We start from the raw sequence: 16519 nt of genomic DNA on the forward strand, positions 1-16519 counted from the left end.
GTTCACGACCCCTTCAGGTAGCGGCCCAGCGCGCTGAGGGGGAACACCAGGCGGTACAGGTGGTAGTTGATGTAGAAGTCGCCGGGGAACCCGGTGCCGGTGAAGTGGTCCTCGTCCCAGGTGCCGTCCTCGCGCTGCCGCTCGACGAGCCACCGGACGCCGCGTTCGACGGACGCGCCGCGCTCACCGGCGGCGAGCAGCGCCAGCAACGCCCACGCGGTCTGCGACGCGGTGGACGCGCCGTGCCCGACCCAGCACCGGTCGCGGTAGGAGCGCAGGTCCTCGCCCCAGCCGCCGTCGTCGCGCTGGTGGCGTTCCAGCCAGCCGACCGCGTTCCGGATCACGGGCCCGTCCGGGCGGACGCCCGCCGCGACGAGCGCGGGCACGACGCTGCCCGTCCCGTACACGTGGTTGGCGCCCCACCGGCCGAACCACGACCCGTCCGGCTCCTGCGCCTTCAGCAGCCACACCACGGCCCGTTTCACCAGCCGCGAGTCGGCCATGCCCCGGTGCGCCATCGCCTCCACGACATGCGCGGTGACATCGGCGGACGGCGGGTCGATCACCTCGCCGAAGTCGCAGAACGGCAGCCTGCGGCACAGCGCGCGGGTGTTGTCGGCGTCGAACGCGCCGAACCCGCCGTCCCGGGACGCCATCCCGGCCATCCAGCGCACGCCCCGCTCGATCGCCGGTTCCGCCGCCGGGTGCTCGACCCGGTCCAGCGCGATGACCACCTCGGCGGTGTCGTCGACGTCGGGATAGCCGTCGTTGTCGAACTCGAACGCCCAACCGCCCGGGGGGAGGTGGGGGCGCCGCACCGACCAGTCGCCGGGGCCCTTGACCTCCTCGCGGATCAGCCAGTCGGCGGCCCGTTCCACCGCGGGATGCCCGGCGGGCAGTCCGGCGTCGGTGAGGGCGGTCATCGCGAGCGCGGTGTCCCAGACGGGCGACTGGCACGCCTCGACGCGCCGCCCCCGCTCGTCGCGGATCGTGAACCGTTCGAGACCGTCCAGGGCGCGCCGGAGGACCGGATGGTCGAGGCCGTAGCCGAGCAGGTGCAGGGCCAGCACCGAGTACACCCACGGCGGCTGGATCCCGCCCCAGGAACCGTCCCGCTCCTGCCGCGCGACGATCCAGTCGGCGGCGCGGCGCAGCGCCGCACGCCGCAACGCCCGGACCGGGCGCCGCTCGTACACGTGCAGGGCCTTGTCGAGCGTCCCGAACGCCAGGTCCCAGCCCGACGGCGCGCGCCTGTCCGGCAGCGGGACGTCGTAGCCGGGATACAGCTCGCCCAGGTCGAACGGCAGCGGCCGGACGGGTCGAAGCGCGCCCACGACCGACAGCGGGACGATCGTCTGCCGCGCCCAGCACGCGAAGTCGTAGACGTTCAGCGGGAACCAGCGCGGCAGGAAGATCATCTCCGGTGGCACGACCGGCAGGTCGTCCCACGACCACCGGCCGAGCATCGCCAACCAGAAACGCGTGAACACCCGGGTCGCCGGAACGCCTCCCTCGCCGCGGATGTAGGCGGCGGCGCGGGCCATGTGCGGCGTTTCGGGCGGGTCGCCGGCGAGCCGCAGCGCCACGTACGCCTCGACGGTCGTGGACAGTTCGGGCGGCCCGTCGTGGAAGTTGGCCCAGGTGCCGTCCGGGGCCTGCTGCGACCTGATCCAGCGGGCCGCCTCGCGGGTGTCGTCGTCGGTGCGGATGCCGAGGAACTCCCGCAGCAGCAGATCCTCGGCGTCCATCGTGACGTTGGTCTGCAACTCGCCCTTCCACCAGCCCTCGGGCGACTGGAGGAGCAGCAGATGGTCGCGGGCGGCCTCCAGCGCCTCGGCGGCGGTCCGCCGCGCGTTCCGACGGCCCGTGGTGGGCTCCTCCACCGCCGTCATCAGTGGTCCCGGCGGGTGACGAAGTCGGCGACGCGCAGGAACTCGGCGCGGACCGGTTCGGGCAGCCGGGCCGATGCCAGATGTTCGGCGGCGCGCTGGATCCGGCGCTCGGCCTCCATCTCGGCCCAGGCTCGTCCGCCCGCCGCCTCGACGAGCGCCGCGACCTCCCGCAGGCCGTCCTCGGAGAGGTCGGCGCGCCCGTACAGCTCGGCGAGGCGTTCGGCCTCCGGCCCCTCGGCGTTCAGCGCGGCGACGACCGGCAGCGACATCTTGCGGGACCGCACGTCCGACAGCGCGGGCTTGCCGGTCGCGTCGGGGTCGCCCCAGATGCCGAGCAGATCGTCCACGAGCTGGAACGCGATGCCGAGATCGGCGCCGAAGGCCTCCAGCGCGTCCGACAGCGACTCCGGCGCCCCGTCCAGGACGGCGCCGATCGCGCAGGAGCACGCCAGCAGCGCGGCGGTCTTGCCGGCCGCCATCGCCACGCACTCGTCCAGTCCGATCTTCCGGCGGGTCTCGAAGTCCATGTCGAGGGACTGGCCGGCGATGAGGCCGCGGGTCGCCGCCGCCAGCGCGTGCGCGGCCCGCGCCGACCCCTGCCCCGGCGCCTCCAGCAGCACCTCCCCGGCGAGCGCGAGCAGCGCGTCACCGGCGAGGATCGCGGACGCCTCACCGAAGATCGTCCACGCGGCCGGGCGGTGCCTGCGGGTCCGGTCGCCGTCCATGATGTCGTCGTGCAGCAGCGAGAACGCGTGTACGAGCTCCACCGCGACCGCGCCGGGCAGCGCGCTCTCCTGCGGGGCCAGGGCGGCGCGGGCCGACAGCAGCGCCAGCGCCGGGCGCAGCGCCTTCCCGGCCGGGGCCGCGCGGGGACGGCCCTCCTCGTCGGTCCAGCCGAGATGGTAGGCGGCGACGCGGTAGGTGCGCGGGTCGAGCCGGCCGACCGCGGCGCGCAACGCGCCGTCGACCAGCTCGCGGACATCGGTCAGGGACACCGGAACCGCCGTCACCGGACTCCCACCCCCTCGGCCGCCCGCTCCGGCGCCCGCTCCAGGTGGCGGCGGACGAGGCGGGCCGCGGTGAGACCGCTGCGCACCGCGCCCTCCATCGTGTCCGGCCACCCCGTGTCGGTCCACGCGCCCGCCAGGAACAGGCCGGGCGCCCGGGTCGCCGCGGCGGGCCGGACCGCCGCGCAGCCGGGACGCTGCCGGAACGTCGCCCGCCGCTCCCGCGTCACGAACAGTTCCCGGACGGACGCGCTCCGCGCCGCGGGCAGCAACCTGCGCAGCTCCGGCACGAACCGGCCCCGGATCTCCGCGGTCGACATGTCGATCCAGCGGTCGGCGGCCGACAGGGACACCGCCAGGTACTGGCCGGGGCCCCGCAGCCCGCTCACCGTCGACCTGTCGAACACCCACTGCACGGGCGAGCCGACCGCCGCGGCGAACGGCACGTCCAGGACCTTCCGGTCGTAGACGACATGCACGTTCACGATCGGGCTGGCGTCCAGCTCGTGCCACAGCAACGGGTCCGGCAGCGCCTGCGCGGGCAGCAGCCGCGCCGCCGCCTCGTGCGGCACCGCCACGATGACCGCGTCGGCCGCGATCGGCGCGCCGTCCACGACCACCTTCGGGTCGGTGGTGATCGCCTCGACCTTCGCCTTCAGCCGGACCGTCCCGCCCATCTCGGCGATCCGCCGCAGCGCGGGGCCGCCGTGCAGTTCGGCCAGCGGCACGAGCGGCATCCCGATGTCGGCGGCGTCGGCGCGGCCGAACAGCGCGCGGCGGCACACCATCGCCGCGAGGCCGAGCGCGGCGTCGTCGACCTCGGCGTTCAACGCGGACGTGAGGAACAGCCCCCACAGCGCCTGCCGCGCCCACGTCCGTTGCCCGTGCCGGGCCAGCCACGCCCCGGCCGACACGTCGTCGAGCGCCGGGTCGGCGGGGTCGAGCGCGCGCATCGCGGCCGCGGCGCGCAGGCCCCGAACCCGGTCGGTGAGAGGGAGCGGCGAGTATCCGGCCAGGGCGGGCAGCAGGTGCAGCGGGCCCGGCAGGCTCGACCGCCGCAGCCGCGCGGGCCGCGTCCCCGGCCGCAGGACCGGCACGTCGAACCGGTCCTGCACCGACACCAGGTGTTCGGCACGCAGCCTGCGCAACAACCCCTGGTACGCGGTGCAGCAGCGGAGGAAGACGTGCTGGCCGTTGTCGACGCAAAGGTCCCCGTGCCCGAACGAGTGCGTGGCGCCGCCCAGCCAGGGCCGGGCCTCCACGAGCGTCACCGGCACGCCCGACTCCCGCAACGCGATCGCGGCGCTGATTCCGGCGAGGCCGCCGCCGACGATGACGACGCTCATCGCTCCACCCCCGACAGTGCCCGCGCCGCCACGACCGCCTTCTGCCAGGCGGGCAGCGACACCCTCGTGTTCAGCGCGGCGGAGGGATGTTCGGCGATGGTCTCCAGCAGCCGCCGGTAGATGCCCGCCATCGCCGCCGTGCACGCGGCGCTGCGGCGGTCCAGCAGCGGCAGCAGCCGCAGGCCCTCGGCGTACCAGGCCCGCGCCCGCTCCGCCTGGAAGCCGATCAGCTCGTTCAGCCGCGACGGCGGGTCGACGAACATGCCGGAGTCGTCCAGCCGCAGCGTGCAGCCGAACCGGTCCAGGTCCTCGGCGGGGATGTAGGCGCGGCCCGCCAGCCGGTCCTCGCGCAGGTCCCGCAGGATGTTGGTGAGCTGGAGCGCGACGCCGAGCGAGTCCGCGAGCCCCTCGGCGCGCTGCCGCCCGTCCGAGCCGAACACCCCGAGCGACAGCCGCCCCACCGATCCCGCCACCCGGCGGCAGTAGCGCAGCAGGTCGTCGAACGTCTTGTAGTCGGCGTCGCGGACGTCGTCCTCGCACCCGTCGATCAGCTCGTCGAACGCGTCCAGCGGGATCGGGTAGCGGTCCGCCGCGTCCGACAGCGCGGTCAGCACCGGATGGCCCTCCAGGGCCTGGACGTCGGCGCGGCGCCGCAGCACCTCGCGCACCGTCCCGAGCCGCCGCCGCGACCGGTCCAGCAGGTCCAGCCGGACGCACGCGGGCTCGGGACCGTCCCCGATGTCGTCGACGCCCCGCGCGAACGCGTAGATCGCGCTCATCGCCCGCCGCTTCGGCGGCGGCATCAGCCGGATCCCGTAGGAGAAGTTGCGGGCCTCCTCGCGCACCACCCGCTCACAGTGCCGATAAGCGTCAAGGACCCGGTCGGAACGCTCGCACGCCTCCGAAACCGTCATCGCCTTCCCCTTCCCAGGCCCCGGGCCCATCCGGCCAGAAGCCCCGCGCGTTGTGGACGCAGTCGATGCGCCAGCACGTCGTAACCGCCGCGCTCCAGCGCGGCCAGCGTCGCCCGGCCCCCGGCGACATAGCCCGCCACGGCGATCCGCGCCCAGCCCGTCAGGTCCGCCATCAGCGGCGCGGCCCCCCGGTCCAGGAGTTCGCGGGCCCGCCCGGCCTCCAGCGCCAGCACGCCCCGCAGCCGCGTCGGCGTCACCGCCCGCGCCAGATCGTCCTCGGCGCAGCCGAACCGCCGCAGGTCCTCGCCCGGCAGGTAGATCCGGCCGTCGCGGTAGTCCTCCCCGGCGTCCTGGCAGTGCTCGATGAGCTGCAACGCGGTGCAGACGTCGTCGGACGCCGCCACCAGGCCGGGCCGGTGGGCGCGGAACAGGTGCAGGACCACGCGTCCCACCGGCGCCGCGGACAGCGCGCAGTACGCCACCAGGTCCCCGAACGTCTCGTACCGGTGGACGACCTGGTCCTGCCGGTTGGCGCGGATCAGGTCGCGGAACGGATCCGCCGGGATCCGGTGCGCGTGCACGACCGGGGCCAGCCTGCGCAGCTGCGGCAGGTTCGGCGTCCGTCCGGCGAACACGCGGTCGAGGTCGTCGTCCACCAGGCCGAGCAGCTTGGACCGCTGCTCCGGCGGCGCCTCGTCGCCGATGTCGTCGACGAGCCGGGCGAACCCGTAGACGGCCCGCAGCCCGGCGCGGTGCCGGGCCGGCAGCAGCCGCGCCGCGACCGGGAAGTTCTCCCGCGCGGCGAGCCGGTCCGACTCGCGGTCCCGCTCCTCCAGGCTCCAGGACGCATCAATGATCACCTCCATGAGATCGACCGGACCGGCACCGGGGAAACCCTGGCCAAGGTATGGACTTCGTGAAGCGCCGCTTTACCCGGCCCGGACCGTTCCAGGAAACGGCCGCCCACGGGGTTGACCTTCTCCGGCCGGTCTCGGGGAATGAGGGCCGGTTCCGTCGTCCGATCGCGATACTGGAGAGTGGCGGATTTCGGGCCGTTCCGGTGGGAGGCAGCGGTGAGTACTGCGCGGCGGCGGGGCCTCGCGGCGGGTGGAACGGTCGTGGCGGCCGCGCTGGCCAACGTGGCGACGGGAATGCTCACACAGAACTGGACCGCCGCCTGGTGGGCGTTCACCGGCGTGGTGGTGCTGGTCGGCGGGGCGTTGCAGGCGTGGCTGACCATCGCCACGGGCTCCGAGTCGTCGCGGACCCAGCAGGTCGATCGCACGACCGTCGGCGGTAACGTCCGACAGAGACTCGACGGTCCGGGGGAACAGACGGTGAGCGGGTCCCAGATCAGCGGGGACCTGAACCAAGAACAGAATGGCTGAACGCGTCCCCGGTCGCGGACGGACCTTCGCCGGACGGGGTGGCGGGGGGCCGGTGGTCAAACAGATCGTCCGCCGGTCGCGCATCGGACGAGACGCGATCATGAACGTGTATCTCGGCGGGCGCGGCACGGGACGGGCCGTCCACCCCGAGGACCGCCGGACCATGCTGGACGCGCTGCGCCACATCTGGATCGACGGGGTCCTCGACCGGTCGATCTACCGCAGGACCGTCCTCGAACTCGGCCTCGAAGACCGCCCCGACATGGTCGACAACCCCTGGGACGTGCACCTCGAGGAGCCCGATCACACGTCGGTGCCGCTGGAGCGGGGCGTCACCCCCGGCCAGGTCCTGCGGACGCGGCGCAGCCTGCTCATCGTCGGCGCTCCGGGCGCGGGGAAGAGCACCATGCTGCTCCAACTCCTGCGCGAACTCCTCGACGAGGCCGAGGACGAGACGAAGCCGATTCCCGTGGTGTTCCACCTCGGCTCCTGGCAGGGGGAGACGTCGCTGAGGCAGTGGCTCGTCGACGAACTGACGGCCACGCCTTACAGCGTTCCGCCGGACGTCGCCCGGCTGTGGGTCGAGGAACGCCGGATCCTGCCGCTCCTCGACGGCCTCGACGAGGTCGCGTTGGAGCATCGTGTCGCCTGCGCCCGCGCGATCGACGCGTTCCACGCCGAGGACGGTCTGCTTCCGGTCGTCGTCTGTAGCCGTGTCGCCGAGTACGCGACCCTGGGGTTCAAGCTGGGGTTCAAGTCGGCGCTTCACGTGCAGCCCCTGACACGTTCGCAGGTGGACGGCTATCTGGATCGCTTCGGCGCGCCCCTCGCCGGAATGCGCGAGGCGCTCGGCGCCGACCCGACCCTGTGGGAGCTTCTCCAGACCCCGTTCCTGCTCGGCATCGCCGTCCGCGCCTACGAAGGTCTCCCGGCGGAGGAGATCTCGTTGGAGCGCGGTCCGCTGCCGGAGCGTCGCACCCGCCTGATCGACGCGTTCGTGGACCGCACCCTCCGCGGTCGTCCGGGCCGCTCCCAACTGGACAGGAAGAACGTCGTCCGATGGCTGGCCTACACGGCGAGGGCCCTGGGAGTTCGTCTGGAGACGGTCTTCCACATCGAGATGGTCACGCGCGGTTGGCTGCCCTCGGGAAAGAAGAGACTCGTGCTGGCCGCGACCGCACTTCCCGTCGTCGCGTTGACCGGTACGTTGTGCTATCTGCTCACCGACATCGTTTTCGACCGGCGCCTGGCGACTCCGTTCGCGTCGGCCATGGCCGTTCTCGCCGGTTTCGGCAGCCTCATCTCACAGAACGAACTGAGAGGCCCGATGGGCGGCAGCCGGGCCGGACAACTCGTCTCGACAGTGAAGGAGATGGCGACGATCGCCATCGGGTTGATCGTCGTCTTCGCCCTCGGCGGTGGAGTGGTCGGCGGCACCGTCGCAAGTATCACCCACTCTCTGAAAACGGCTTTCACGTCGGGGGCCCTTATCGACTACGCGGCGATGGGAGCGTTCTTCGCCGCGCTGTTCGCGACCCTGATGGTCTTCGCCGACCCGGCCCCGGTTTCGCGTCGGGAGTTCCATGAGTTTCCGCCGGGCAAGGCCCTCACCTTGGAGAGTTGGTTGGGCCTCGACCTCACGCTGGCGATCGGCGTGCCCGCCGCGGCCGTCCTCGGCGTCCTGAACGGCGGAGTCGGCGCCGTCACCGGCGGACTGCTGGGCTTGTGCGCCGGATACCTGTGCGTCGGGCGAAGACTGGTCAGCTACTGGTGCACGCGCGCGCTGCTCGCATCGGACGGACTCCTCCCGCTCCGGTATCTCCGCTTCCTGGATCTCGCGGTTTCAAGAATGCTGCTCATCCAGGTCGGAGGCGGACACAGGTTCTACCATCGTCTCCTTCTCGAGTACTTCGCCGGACTGGATGTGGACGACGTTCCGAACGGCTACCGGCAAGGCGGCCTTCCGGTCGCCGACATGACCCCCGAAGCCGTACTGAACAACGCGCGGACCGGAAAGGGCGACAGGCTCGTCCTGAAACAACTTCGTTATGCCGGTAACCATTTGCCGGCGGAAGTGTTCGCGCCCGCCGCGCTCGACGTGGCGCGGAAAATGATTCCCGAACCGGACGGCGAGGGAAAACGAAGGTTGGACAAGTGGATCGTGGACACCATCGTCTCCGCGCATCGGCTCGTGTTCAACTCGGGGCACCCCGACCTGTCACCCGCGGCGGCGTTCGAGCTCGCGGAGTGCCTGTACTCCCTCACCTCCACCAAGAACGCCGATGTCACGAAGTGGTGGAAGACGGCCGAGGAGTTCTACCGGTTGGCGATCGACTCGGAACATCCGACCTATGCGCCCGCGGCCCGGAAGAACCTGGAACGGGGCCCCTCTCCCACGGCACTGAAGCTTCCGGAGGCCGCCCCGCTCCAAGGGCCCGGGGGAAACTACATCTACTGATCACCGACCTTCGGCGGACCTAGCGGAGGCGTTCGGTCAGATGGACCGTGATGTCGTCGCCGACGTCCTTGCCGAGGGTCTCGCGGACCTCCGCCTTCACGGCCAACTTGTGGTTGCCGTCGCCGAGCGCCATGAACGAGCCCTGGAACGGGTGCCCGTCGATGGTCCCCTTGACCTTGACCAGGCCCCGCGTTCCGAAGAACTCCGCCGACTCGGGCCAGATCACGTACGTCCAGCCGCCCTTGGCCGGGCTCTTCCGCAGCGTCGCGGTGAACCGCTTGTCGAGATTCGTCGTCATGGTGGCGTCCTCTCTGAGGGTGTCCTACCCAGATGCAGACCGTCCGTGACGCCGAATCTCATCGCCATGCCCGACGAAATCGGGCTCTCCGCTCCGTGCGGTCAGCTCAGCCGGGGGAGGAGCTGGAGCGCGACGTCGAGCGGGCGGCCGTCCGGGTCGCCGCCGTCCTCGGTCGTCCACACCTCGGAGAGCACGCACACGACGAAGCCCCACGCCTCCACCCGCTCGCGCGGCAGGCCGAGAGCGTCCGCGAGCTGTTCGATCCGCGCGGGCACCAGCTTGAGCAGGGCGGTGTCGCGGTCGGCGGGGTCGGGGTTGTAGAGCAGGGCGCCCGTCTCGTAGCCGGGGTCGCCGACGTAGCCGTGCGGGTCGATGGCCAGCCACGGCTCCCGCTCCGCCCGCAGCACGTTGTCGTGGTGCAGGTCGCCGTGCAGGACGACCCGTTCCGTCGCGTCGCCGCACAGTTCCTCGAAGAGCTTCGCGGCCCGCTCCACCAGATGCCGGGGCAGCGGATCGTCCCCGGGGAAGCGGTCCAGATGCCTGGTGAAACCCGCGCCCGCCTTCACGAGATCGGGCAGCGGGCTCTCGGGTGGGGCGGGACGGTGCAGCCGCCGTATCACGTCGATTACCGCGGCCGTGGCCTCCTCGTCCCGCTCGGGTACGAGGTCGCGGGCAAGCGTTCCGGGGGTGGCACGTTCCAGCAGCAGCGCGCCGCGCTCCGCGTCATGGGCGAGCAGCCGCACGGCGCCGCGCCCGTCCCAGAACTCCAGCGCCGCCGCCTCCACGGCGAGGTGGCCGGGCCGGGTCGGGCCGAGCTTCAGCACCGCCGCCGACCCGTCCTCCCGCGTCGCCTCCGCGACCCAGTGGTAACTCAGCTCGTACGGGCGTCCGAGGCGCAGGCCCCAGTCCCGGGCGACGGCGTCGGCGACACGGGGTAGTTCGTCCAGCCAGCGGCGGCCGTCCGCGCCCCAGACGTTGAGCGCGTTCCGGACGAGGACGGGAGGGGGAGTGATCACAAGGTCGATCCTGCCATCTTCACCGGGGTGCAAGTAACTCGATGTCGAGATAAATTGGAAGTAGCTTGACATCAAGAGAAGAGCGGTGGAAGTTAGCCGGACCTGATTCCCGGTCAGAAGCCCGGCTAGGGCAGGATCGACATACGAGATCGAGATGATGCGCCGCGTGCTCATGTCCCGGACCGGACACGCGGTGGTGACGGAGGAGGAGTCCGTGTCCGCGAACAGCTTCGGCAGCCTTGACAAGCTGCAGGTTGGCGACAGGTCGTATGACATCTACCGGCTGGACGCCGTCGAGGGCTCGGCCAGACTCCCGTACAGCCTCAAGGTGCTGCTGGAGAACCTGCTGCGCACCGAGGACGGCGCGAACGTCACGGCGGAGCACATCCGCGCGCTCGGCCAGTGGGACCCCAAGGCGCAGCCGAACAAGGAGATCCAGTTCACCCCCGCCCGGGTGATCATGCAGGACTTCACCGGCGTGCCCTGTGTGGTGGACCTCGCCACGATGCGCGAGGCCGTCCGCGACCTCGGCGGCGACGCGAGCAGGATCAACCCGCTGGCGCCCGCCGAGATGGTCATCGACCACTCGGTCATCGTCGACTACTTCGGCTCCCCGGACGCGTTCGAGCGCAACGTACAGCGGGAGTACGAGCGCAACCGTGAGCGGTACCAGTTCCTGCGGTGGGGGCAGACGGCGTTCGACGAGTTCAAGGTCGTCCCGCCCGGCACCGGCATCGTCCACCAGGTGAACATCGAGCACCTCGCGCGCGTGGTGTTCGACCGCGACGGCGTCGCCTACCCCGACACGTGCGTCGGCACCGACTCGCACACCACGATGGAGAACGGCATCGGCGTGCTCGGCTGGGGCGTCGGCGGCATCGAGGCGGAGGCCGCGATGCTCGGCCAGCCGATCTCCATGCTCATTCCGCGCGTGGTGGGCTTCAAGCTGAGCGGTGAGCTGCCCGCCGGAACGACCGCGACCGACCTGGTGCTGACCGTCACCGAGATGCTGCGCGAGCACGGCGTGGTCGGCAAGTTCGTCGAGTTCTACGGCGAGGGGGTGCACGCGCTGCCGCTGGCGAACCGCGCCACGATCGGCAACATGAGCCCCGAGTTCGGCTCCACCTGCGCCATCTTCCCGATCGACGACGAGACGCTGAGCTACCTGCGGCTCACCGGACGCAGCGAGGAGCAGATCGCGCTCGTCGAGGCGTACGCCAAGGCGCAGGGGCTGTGGCTCGACCCGTCCGTCGAGCCGGAGTTCTCCGAGTACCTGGAGCTCGACCTGGCGACGGTCGTGCCGTCGCTGGCCGGACCCAAGCGCCCCCAGGACCGGATCTCCCTCGCCCAGGCCAAGAAGACCTGGCGGCGGGACGTGCAGAACTACGTCGGAAGCGTGCTCGGCACGCTGGACGAGGCGTCCAACGAGAGCTTCCCCGCCTCCGACAGCCCGGCGGTCACCCGGCAGAGCAACGGGGACAAGCCACGGCACGTCGACGCCGACGGCTCGCACCGTCCGCACAAGCGGGTCCCGGTCACGTTGGAGGACGGGACGGAGTTCGAACTCGACCACGGTCATGTCGCCGTCGCCGCCATCACGTCCTGCACCAACACGTCCAACCCGTACGTGATGATCGGCGCGGCGCTGCTGGCGAAGAACGCGGTCGAGAAGGGCCTCACCCGCAAGCCGTGGGTGAAGACCTCCCTCGCGCCCGGGTCGCAGGTCGTCACCGACTACCTCGAACGCGCCGGACTCACCCCCTACCTCGACAAGATCGGCTTCAACCTCGTCGGGTACGGCTGCACCACCTGCATCGGCAACACCGGCCCGCTCCAGCCGGAGATCTCCAAGGCCGTCAACGACAACGACCTCGCGGTCACGGCGGTGCTGTCCGGCAACCGCAACTTCGAGGGACGCATCAGCCCCGACGTGAAGATGAACTACCTCGCGTCGCCGCCGCTCGTCATCGCCTACGCGCTCGCGGGGACGATGGACGTCGACATCCTCAACGACCCGATCGCCGACGGCGCCGACGGCCCGGTCTACCTGCGCGACATCTGGCCCGCGCCCGAGGACGTCGCCGCGATCGTCGAGTCGTCCATCGGCCAGGAGATGTTCGCGGCGAGCTACGCCGACGTCTTCAAGGGCGACGAACGCTGGACCGGCCTGGACATCCCCACCGGCGACCTGTTCGAGTGGGACCCGTCGTCCACCTACGTCCGTAAGGCCCCGTACTTCGACGGCATGAGCGCCGAGCCGGAGCCCGTCACCGACATCCACGGCGCGCGGGTGCTCGCCAAGCTCGGCGACTCGGTCACCACCGACCACATCTCCCCGGCCGGGGCCATCAAGGTCGGCACGCCCGCCGCGCAGTACCTCCAGGACAACGGCGTCGCCGTGAAGGACTTCAACTCCTACGGCTCCCGACGCGGCAACCACGAGGTCATGATCCGCGGGACGTTCGCCAACATCCGGCTCCGCAACCAGCTCCTCGACGACGTGGAGGGCGGCTTCACCCGCGACTTCACCCAGGAGGGCGCGCCCCAGTCGTTCATCTACGACGCCGCGCAGAACTACGCCGCGCAGGGCACGCCGCTCGTCGTCATCGCGGGCAAGGAGTACGGCTCCGGGTCGTCGCGCGACTGGGCGGCCAAGGGCACGGCGCTGCTCGGCGTCCGCGCCGTCATCGCCGAGTCGTACGAGCGCATCCACCGCTCGAACCTCATCGGCCTCGGGGTGCTGCCGCTCCAGTTCAAGGACGGTGAGTCCGCCGAGTCCCTCGGCCTCACCGGCACCGAGACGTTCGACATCACCGGCGTCACCGCGATGAACGAGGGCGGCGTCCCCGACGAGGTCACCGTCCGCGCCGACGGCAAGGAGTTCTCCGCGACCGTCCGCATCGACACCCCCGGTGAGGCGGACTACTACCGCAACGGCGGCATCCTCCAGTACGTCCTGCGCAACCTCATTCGCAAGTAGTCGTTGAACGGGCCGCCCCCGCGGGGGCGGCCCGCTTCACCGTTCGACGGCCACGCGGACGCCGAACCCGATGAACGCCACCCCGGTGACCTGCTGAAGGCGCCGCTTGACGGCCGGACGCGTCAGAACGCCGCGCGCCGCCCCCGCCGCGAGGACGACGACCAGGAGCCACAGCAGCCCCTCCAGGACGTGGATGACGCCGAACAGCATGCTCGTCGCGAACGTCGGCGCCCCGTCCGGGATGAACTGCGGAAGCATGCTCATGTAGAAGACGCCGACCTTGGGGTTGAGCAGGTTGCTCGTCAGCCCGACGCGCAACGCCGTCAACCCTGAGACGCCCGTGTCCGGCGCGTCCTCGCCGTCGCGCACCTTCCGGCGGTTCCGCCACAGCGCCTGACCGCCCAGCCACAGCAGGTAACAGGCGCCCGCGATCCGCAACACGTCGAACGCGACACGGGACGCCGCCAGCAGCGCGGTCAACCCGGCGGCACTCGCCGCCGCCCAGCACAGCAACCCGGTGACGACCCCCACGCTGGCGAGATAACCGGTCCGCCGACCACTGGTCACGGTCGTACGCAGAACGAGCATCGTGTCCACACCCGGCGTGATCGTCATCAGGGCGGCCACGAGGGCGAAGGCGATGCAGGCCGTCAGCATGAGGATCATTCTCTCAGGAGTGTCCGCCCCTTTGAAGCCTTACAGCTCGGCGAAACCCACCAGGGCCACGACCAGCGCCGGCGCCCCGGTCACGACCAGGGCGCGAGCGAACATGCGCCCGTAGCTCGTCGCGAGTTGCAGCACGTTGAAGACGACCAGCCCGGCGGCGGCCAGCGGCGTCACCACCGAGTACCAGCCCGTCCACCACGGAACGACGACCAGCACCGGGACGAGCAACGACACCAGACAGTCGGCGAAGACCAGCCAGGCGGGGAACGCGCCCGTCGGAACTCCGCCCGCCCGCGCCACCAGCCCGTCACTGGCCTGCGCGATCAGGGGCTTCCGCCACCGGACGACCATGTGCCGCATTCCCACGACACCCTGCGGCAGCAGGAGAACGACCAATAACCCCTGACAGAGCCACATCAGAATGTTCACGGCGATCGCCTCCTCGGGGGCGGCGGCGAACTGTCACCCTCGGGCCCGCCCGGACGCGGGCGGCCTGCCGGAGACGCGCTGCTCCGACCGCAAGGATAGATCAACCCGACAGCCGGGAGACAGCGGTGGAACGTCCGTTTCTGGCGGCCTGTACCGTTCTATGGCGTGCCGGATCTCGACTTCCTCCTGATCGGCGGGCTGGCCGCGCTGGTCGGCGCGATCGTCCAGAGCAGCGTCGGTCTGGGTGTCGGACTGGTCGCGACCCCGATCGTGACGATGCTGTTCCCGTCGCTGATGCCGGGGGCGGTCCTCGTGGTCGCCGCGGTTCTGCCGCTGGCGACCCTCGCCCAGGAGGTACGGGACGCCGATCTGCGCGGTCTCGGCTGGGCGTTCGGCGGGCGCGTCGCCGGAACACCGCTCGGCGTCCTGCTCGTCGCGGCCGTTCCCGCCCGTGCCCTCGGCATCGTCATCGGCGTCGTCGTCCTCGCCGCGCTCGCCGCCACCACCTGGTCGCGCGAGGTGCCGAGGAACCGGGGGACCCTCACCACCGCCGGGGTCATCTCCGGTGCCACCGGCACGGCGTCCGGCATCGGCGGCCCACCGCTCGCCCTGCTCTACCAGCGGGAGAGCGGACCCCGCGTCCGCGCGACCCTCGCCGTGTTCTTCGTCGCGGGCGCGCTGCTGTCGTTGGCGACCCTCGCCGCCGCAGGGCAGCTCCCCGCCCGGCAGATCACCGCGGGCCTGGAACTGCTGCCGTTCGTCCTGGCCGGGTTCGTCCTCGCCGGGCCGCTGCGCTCCTACCTGGACGCCGGACGCGTCCGCCGCGCGCTCCTCATCGTCGTGGGCGCGTCCGCGGTGGCCCTCATCGCCCGTAACCTGATCTGATGCGCCCCTCGAAGGCCGACCTGGAGGCCGCTCGCGACCGTGTCGTCCCCGACGTCCTGCCACCGGACGGCGGCACGCTCAGGGTCCTGTTCAGCGGCATCAACCCCGGTCTCTACTCGGGTGCGACCGGCCACCACTTCGCCCGCCCCGGCAACCGGTTCTGGCCCGCGTTGTACCGTTCGGGCTTCACCGACCGCCTTCTGGACCCGTCCGAGCAGGACCTCCTGCCCTCCTACGGGCTCGGCATCACCAACCTGGCGCACCGCACCACGGCCCGCGCCGACGAATTGACCGACACCGAACTGCGCGAGGGCGGACGCCGCCTCACCGCCCTCGTCGAGCGGTACCGCCCGGCCTACCTCGCCGTCGCGGGCGTCACCGCCTACCGCACCGCCTTCGGCCGTCCCCGCACACAGATCGGCCCGCAGGACGACATGTTCGGGCCCGCGAGAGTCTGGGTCCTCCCCAACCCGAGCGGCCTCAACGCGTCCTGGCCCCTCGCCCGCATCGCCGCCGAGTTCACCCGCCTCCGCGAGGCCGCCGACGCCCTCAGAGATCCGTCAGACGCCTCGGACGCTCCGTGAGTAGTTTCGGATCGAACCGAACGGTGAACGGTTTGTCGGCTGACACCTCGACTTCCAGGAAGTCTCCTGCTTCAGCCGCCTGGTCGAGTCGATAACCGCCGACCCTCTTGCCGGTGGAACCGTCATCGTGTCCATCCAAGACGAACACCTGGACGCGGGGTACCGGTCTGTAGTCGACCATCCAGTACTGGGGTATCCCCATCGCCGCGTACTCTCCGGGTTTGCGGAGCCGATCCCTGCTTTCACTTCCGCTGTGCGGCGAGACCACCTCCGCTACGAGAAGCAACTCGTAGCCTGGAATGGTGGTCGGGCAGTCGCCGTCGAACCACGAGTCGGCGACCTCCCCGGGAACGATGAAGACATCGGGCTTGCGGATGCCGACCCTCGTCCCGATTTCCCAGCCGCTTCCGCCGTCCACGAAGACGAAGGAGCCCGCCCGGTGGGCGGACTCCTCGATGAGTCCCTGCAACCTTCGGTAGGCGATGTTGTGCAGCGGGTTGGGCGACAGCTCGACCAGCCAACCGTCCTCGAGTTCGAGGCCTCGGCCTTCGTCCTCTCGGGCGTGCAGGTCTTCCACCGTGTACGGGCCATGCCCGTAATGATCGTGCGCGACGCCCATGTTCCGCTCCCGTTGGTGGCATGACAGATCCACGCGG

15 protein-coding genes are annotated in these 16519 nt (G+C 71.2%); 5 read left to right on the plus strand and 10 right to left on the minus strand.

What is annotated here, in order from left to right:
• Positions 1 to 2 precede the first annotated feature (2 nt).
• Genes shc through hpnC form a run of 5 tightly spaced genes read right to left on the minus strand, consistent with a single transcriptional unit; the run spans position 3 to position 6025 of the window.
• Positions 3 to 1892 carry a squalene--hopene cyclase gene (gene shc, locus BZB76_RS29495; protein WP_121437697.1) on the minus strand — a complete coding sequence of 630 codons (1890 nt, stop codon included), beginning with the start codon at positions 1890 to 1892 and terminating at the stop codon, positions 3 to 5.
• Positions 1892 to 2902, minus strand: a complete 1011-nt coding sequence (locus BZB76_RS29500) for a polyprenyl synthetase family protein (RefSeq protein ID WP_121437698.1) — start codon at positions 2900 to 2902, stop codon at positions 1892 to 1894. Before BZB76_RS29500 ends, shc begins: the two co-directional genes overlap by 1 nt.
• Entirely contained in the window at positions 2899 to 4245 is a 1347-nt protein-coding gene (gene hpnE / locus BZB76_RS29505; RefSeq protein WP_121437699.1) for a hydroxysqualene dehydroxylase HpnE, read from the minus strand. Before hpnE ends, BZB76_RS29500 begins: the two co-directional genes overlap by 4 nt.
• Positions 4242 to 5159 (minus strand): presqualene diphosphate synthase HpnD, encoded by a 918-nt coding sequence (gene hpnD, locus BZB76_RS29510; RefSeq protein WP_121437700.1) that lies wholly within the window; start codon positions 5157 to 5159, stop codon positions 4242 to 4244. The genes hpnE and hpnD overlap by 4 nt, the downstream gene beginning before the upstream one ends.
• Complete coding sequence (gene hpnC / locus BZB76_RS29515; RefSeq protein ID WP_121437701.1) at positions 5156 to 6025, minus strand: squalene synthase HpnC; 870 nt, start codon at positions 6023 to 6025, stop codon at positions 5156 to 5158. Before hpnC ends, hpnD begins: the two co-directional genes overlap by 4 nt.
• A 207-nt stretch (positions 6026 to 6232) precedes the next feature.
• Between hpnC and BZB76_RS29520 the strand changes: the two genes are divergently transcribed.
• On the plus strand, positions 6233 to 6547 hold the full coding sequence (locus BZB76_RS29520) for a hypothetical protein (protein ID WP_147449599.1): 315 nt from the start codon (positions 6233 to 6235) through the stop codon (positions 6545 to 6547).
• 52 nt (positions 6548 to 6599) lie between these two features.
• Complete coding sequence (locus BZB76_RS29525) at positions 6600 to 9005, plus strand: NACHT domain-containing protein (RefSeq protein WP_121437703.1); 2406 nt, start codon at positions 6600 to 6602, stop codon at positions 9003 to 9005.
• A gap of 19 nt (positions 9006 to 9024) precedes the next feature.
• On the opposite strand, the gene BZB76_RS29530 is transcribed toward BZB76_RS29525, so the two are convergent.
• Together BZB76_RS29530 and BZB76_RS29535 are read right to left on the minus strand one after the other, a co-directional pair.
• Positions 9025 to 9303, minus strand: a complete 279-nt coding sequence (locus tag BZB76_RS29530) for a DUF1905 domain-containing protein (RefSeq protein WP_121437704.1) — start codon at positions 9301 to 9303, stop codon at positions 9025 to 9027.
• A 101-nt stretch (positions 9304 to 9404) separates the two neighbouring features.
• The gene (locus BZB76_RS29535) at positions 9405 to 10319 is read right to left on the minus strand and encodes an aminoglycoside phosphotransferase family protein (RefSeq protein WP_170180810.1); all 915 of its coding nucleotides are present in this window, start codon (positions 10317 to 10319) and stop codon (positions 9405 to 9407) included.
• A gap of 214 nt (positions 10320 to 10533) precedes the next feature.
• Here BZB76_RS29535 and acnA point away from each other — a divergent pair, with 214 nt between their 5' ends.
• Entirely contained in the window at positions 10534 to 13299 is a 2766-nt protein-coding gene (acnA, locus tag BZB76_RS29540; protein ID WP_121437967.1) for an aconitate hydratase AcnA, read from the plus strand.
• A gap of 36 nt (positions 13300 to 13335) precedes the next feature.
• On the opposite strand, the gene BZB76_RS29545 is transcribed toward acnA, so the two are convergent.
• Both BZB76_RS29545 and BZB76_RS29550 read right to left on the minus strand, forming a co-directional pair.
• The gene (locus BZB76_RS29545) at positions 13336 to 13956 is read right to left on the minus strand and encodes a LysE family translocator (RefSeq protein ID WP_121437968.1); all 621 of its coding nucleotides are present in this window, start codon (positions 13954 to 13956) and stop codon (positions 13336 to 13338) included.
• A 39-nt stretch (positions 13957 to 13995) separates the two neighbouring features.
• The gene (locus tag BZB76_RS29550) at positions 13996 to 14394 is read right to left on the minus strand and encodes a hypothetical protein (protein WP_147449600.1); all 399 of its coding nucleotides are present in this window, start codon (positions 14392 to 14394) and stop codon (positions 13996 to 13998) included.
• 165 nt (positions 14395 to 14559) lie between these two features.
• Here BZB76_RS29550 and BZB76_RS29555 point away from each other — a divergent pair, with 165 nt between their 5' ends.
• The gene (locus BZB76_RS29555) at positions 14560 to 15279 is read left to right on the plus strand and encodes a sulfite exporter TauE/SafE family protein (RefSeq protein ID WP_121437707.1); all 720 of its coding nucleotides are present in this window, start codon (positions 14560 to 14562) and stop codon (positions 15277 to 15279) included.
• Positions 15279 to 15863, plus strand: a complete 585-nt coding sequence (gene mug / locus BZB76_RS29560) for a G/U mismatch-specific DNA glycosylase (RefSeq protein WP_121437708.1) — start codon at positions 15279 to 15281, stop codon at positions 15861 to 15863. Before BZB76_RS29555 ends, mug begins: the two co-directional genes overlap by 1 nt.
• Here mug and BZB76_RS29565 read toward each other — a convergent pair.
• The gene (locus BZB76_RS29565; RefSeq protein ID WP_170180811.1) at positions 15829 to 16440 is read right to left on the minus strand and encodes a Uma2 family endonuclease; all 612 of its coding nucleotides are present in this window, start codon (positions 16438 to 16440) and stop codon (positions 15829 to 15831) included. The genes mug and BZB76_RS29565 overlap by 35 nt on opposite strands.
• Between the last annotated feature and the right edge of the window lie 79 nt (positions 16441 to 16519).

The organism is Actinomadura pelletieri DSM 43383 (assembly GCF_003634705.1).
Lineage (GTDB): Bacteria > Actinomycetota > Actinomycetes > Streptosporangiales > Streptosporangiaceae > Spirillospora > Spirillospora pelletieri.

Bases quoted from the DNA above. Each gene is read 5' to 3' on its own strand.
- shc (WP_121437697.1), bottom strand. From the start codon at position 1,892: ATGACGGCGGTGGAGGAGCCCACCACGGGCCGTCGGAACGCGCGGCGG.
- hpnE (WP_121437699.1), bottom strand. From the start codon at position 4,245: ATGAGCGTCGTCATCGTCGGCGGCGGCCTCGCCGGAATCAGCGCCGCG.
- hpnD (WP_121437700.1), bottom strand. From the start codon at position 5,159: ATGACGGTTTCGGAGGCGTGCGAGCGTTCCGACCGGGTCCTTGACGCT.
- hpnC (WP_121437701.1), bottom strand. From the start codon at position 6,025: ATGGAGGTGATCATTGATGCGTCCTGGAGCCTGGAGGAGCGGGACCGC.
- BZB76_RS29530 (WP_121437704.1), bottom strand. From the start codon at position 9,303: ATGACGACGAATCTCGACAAGCGGTTCACCGCGACGCTGCGGAAGAGC.
- BZB76_RS29545 (WP_121437968.1), bottom strand. From the start codon at position 13,956: ATGCTGACGGCCTGCATCGCCTTCGCCCTCGTGGCCGCCCTGATGACG.
- mug (WP_121437708.1), top strand. From the start codon at position 15,279: ATGCGCCCCTCGAAGGCCGACCTGGAGGCCGCTCGCGACCGTGTCGTC.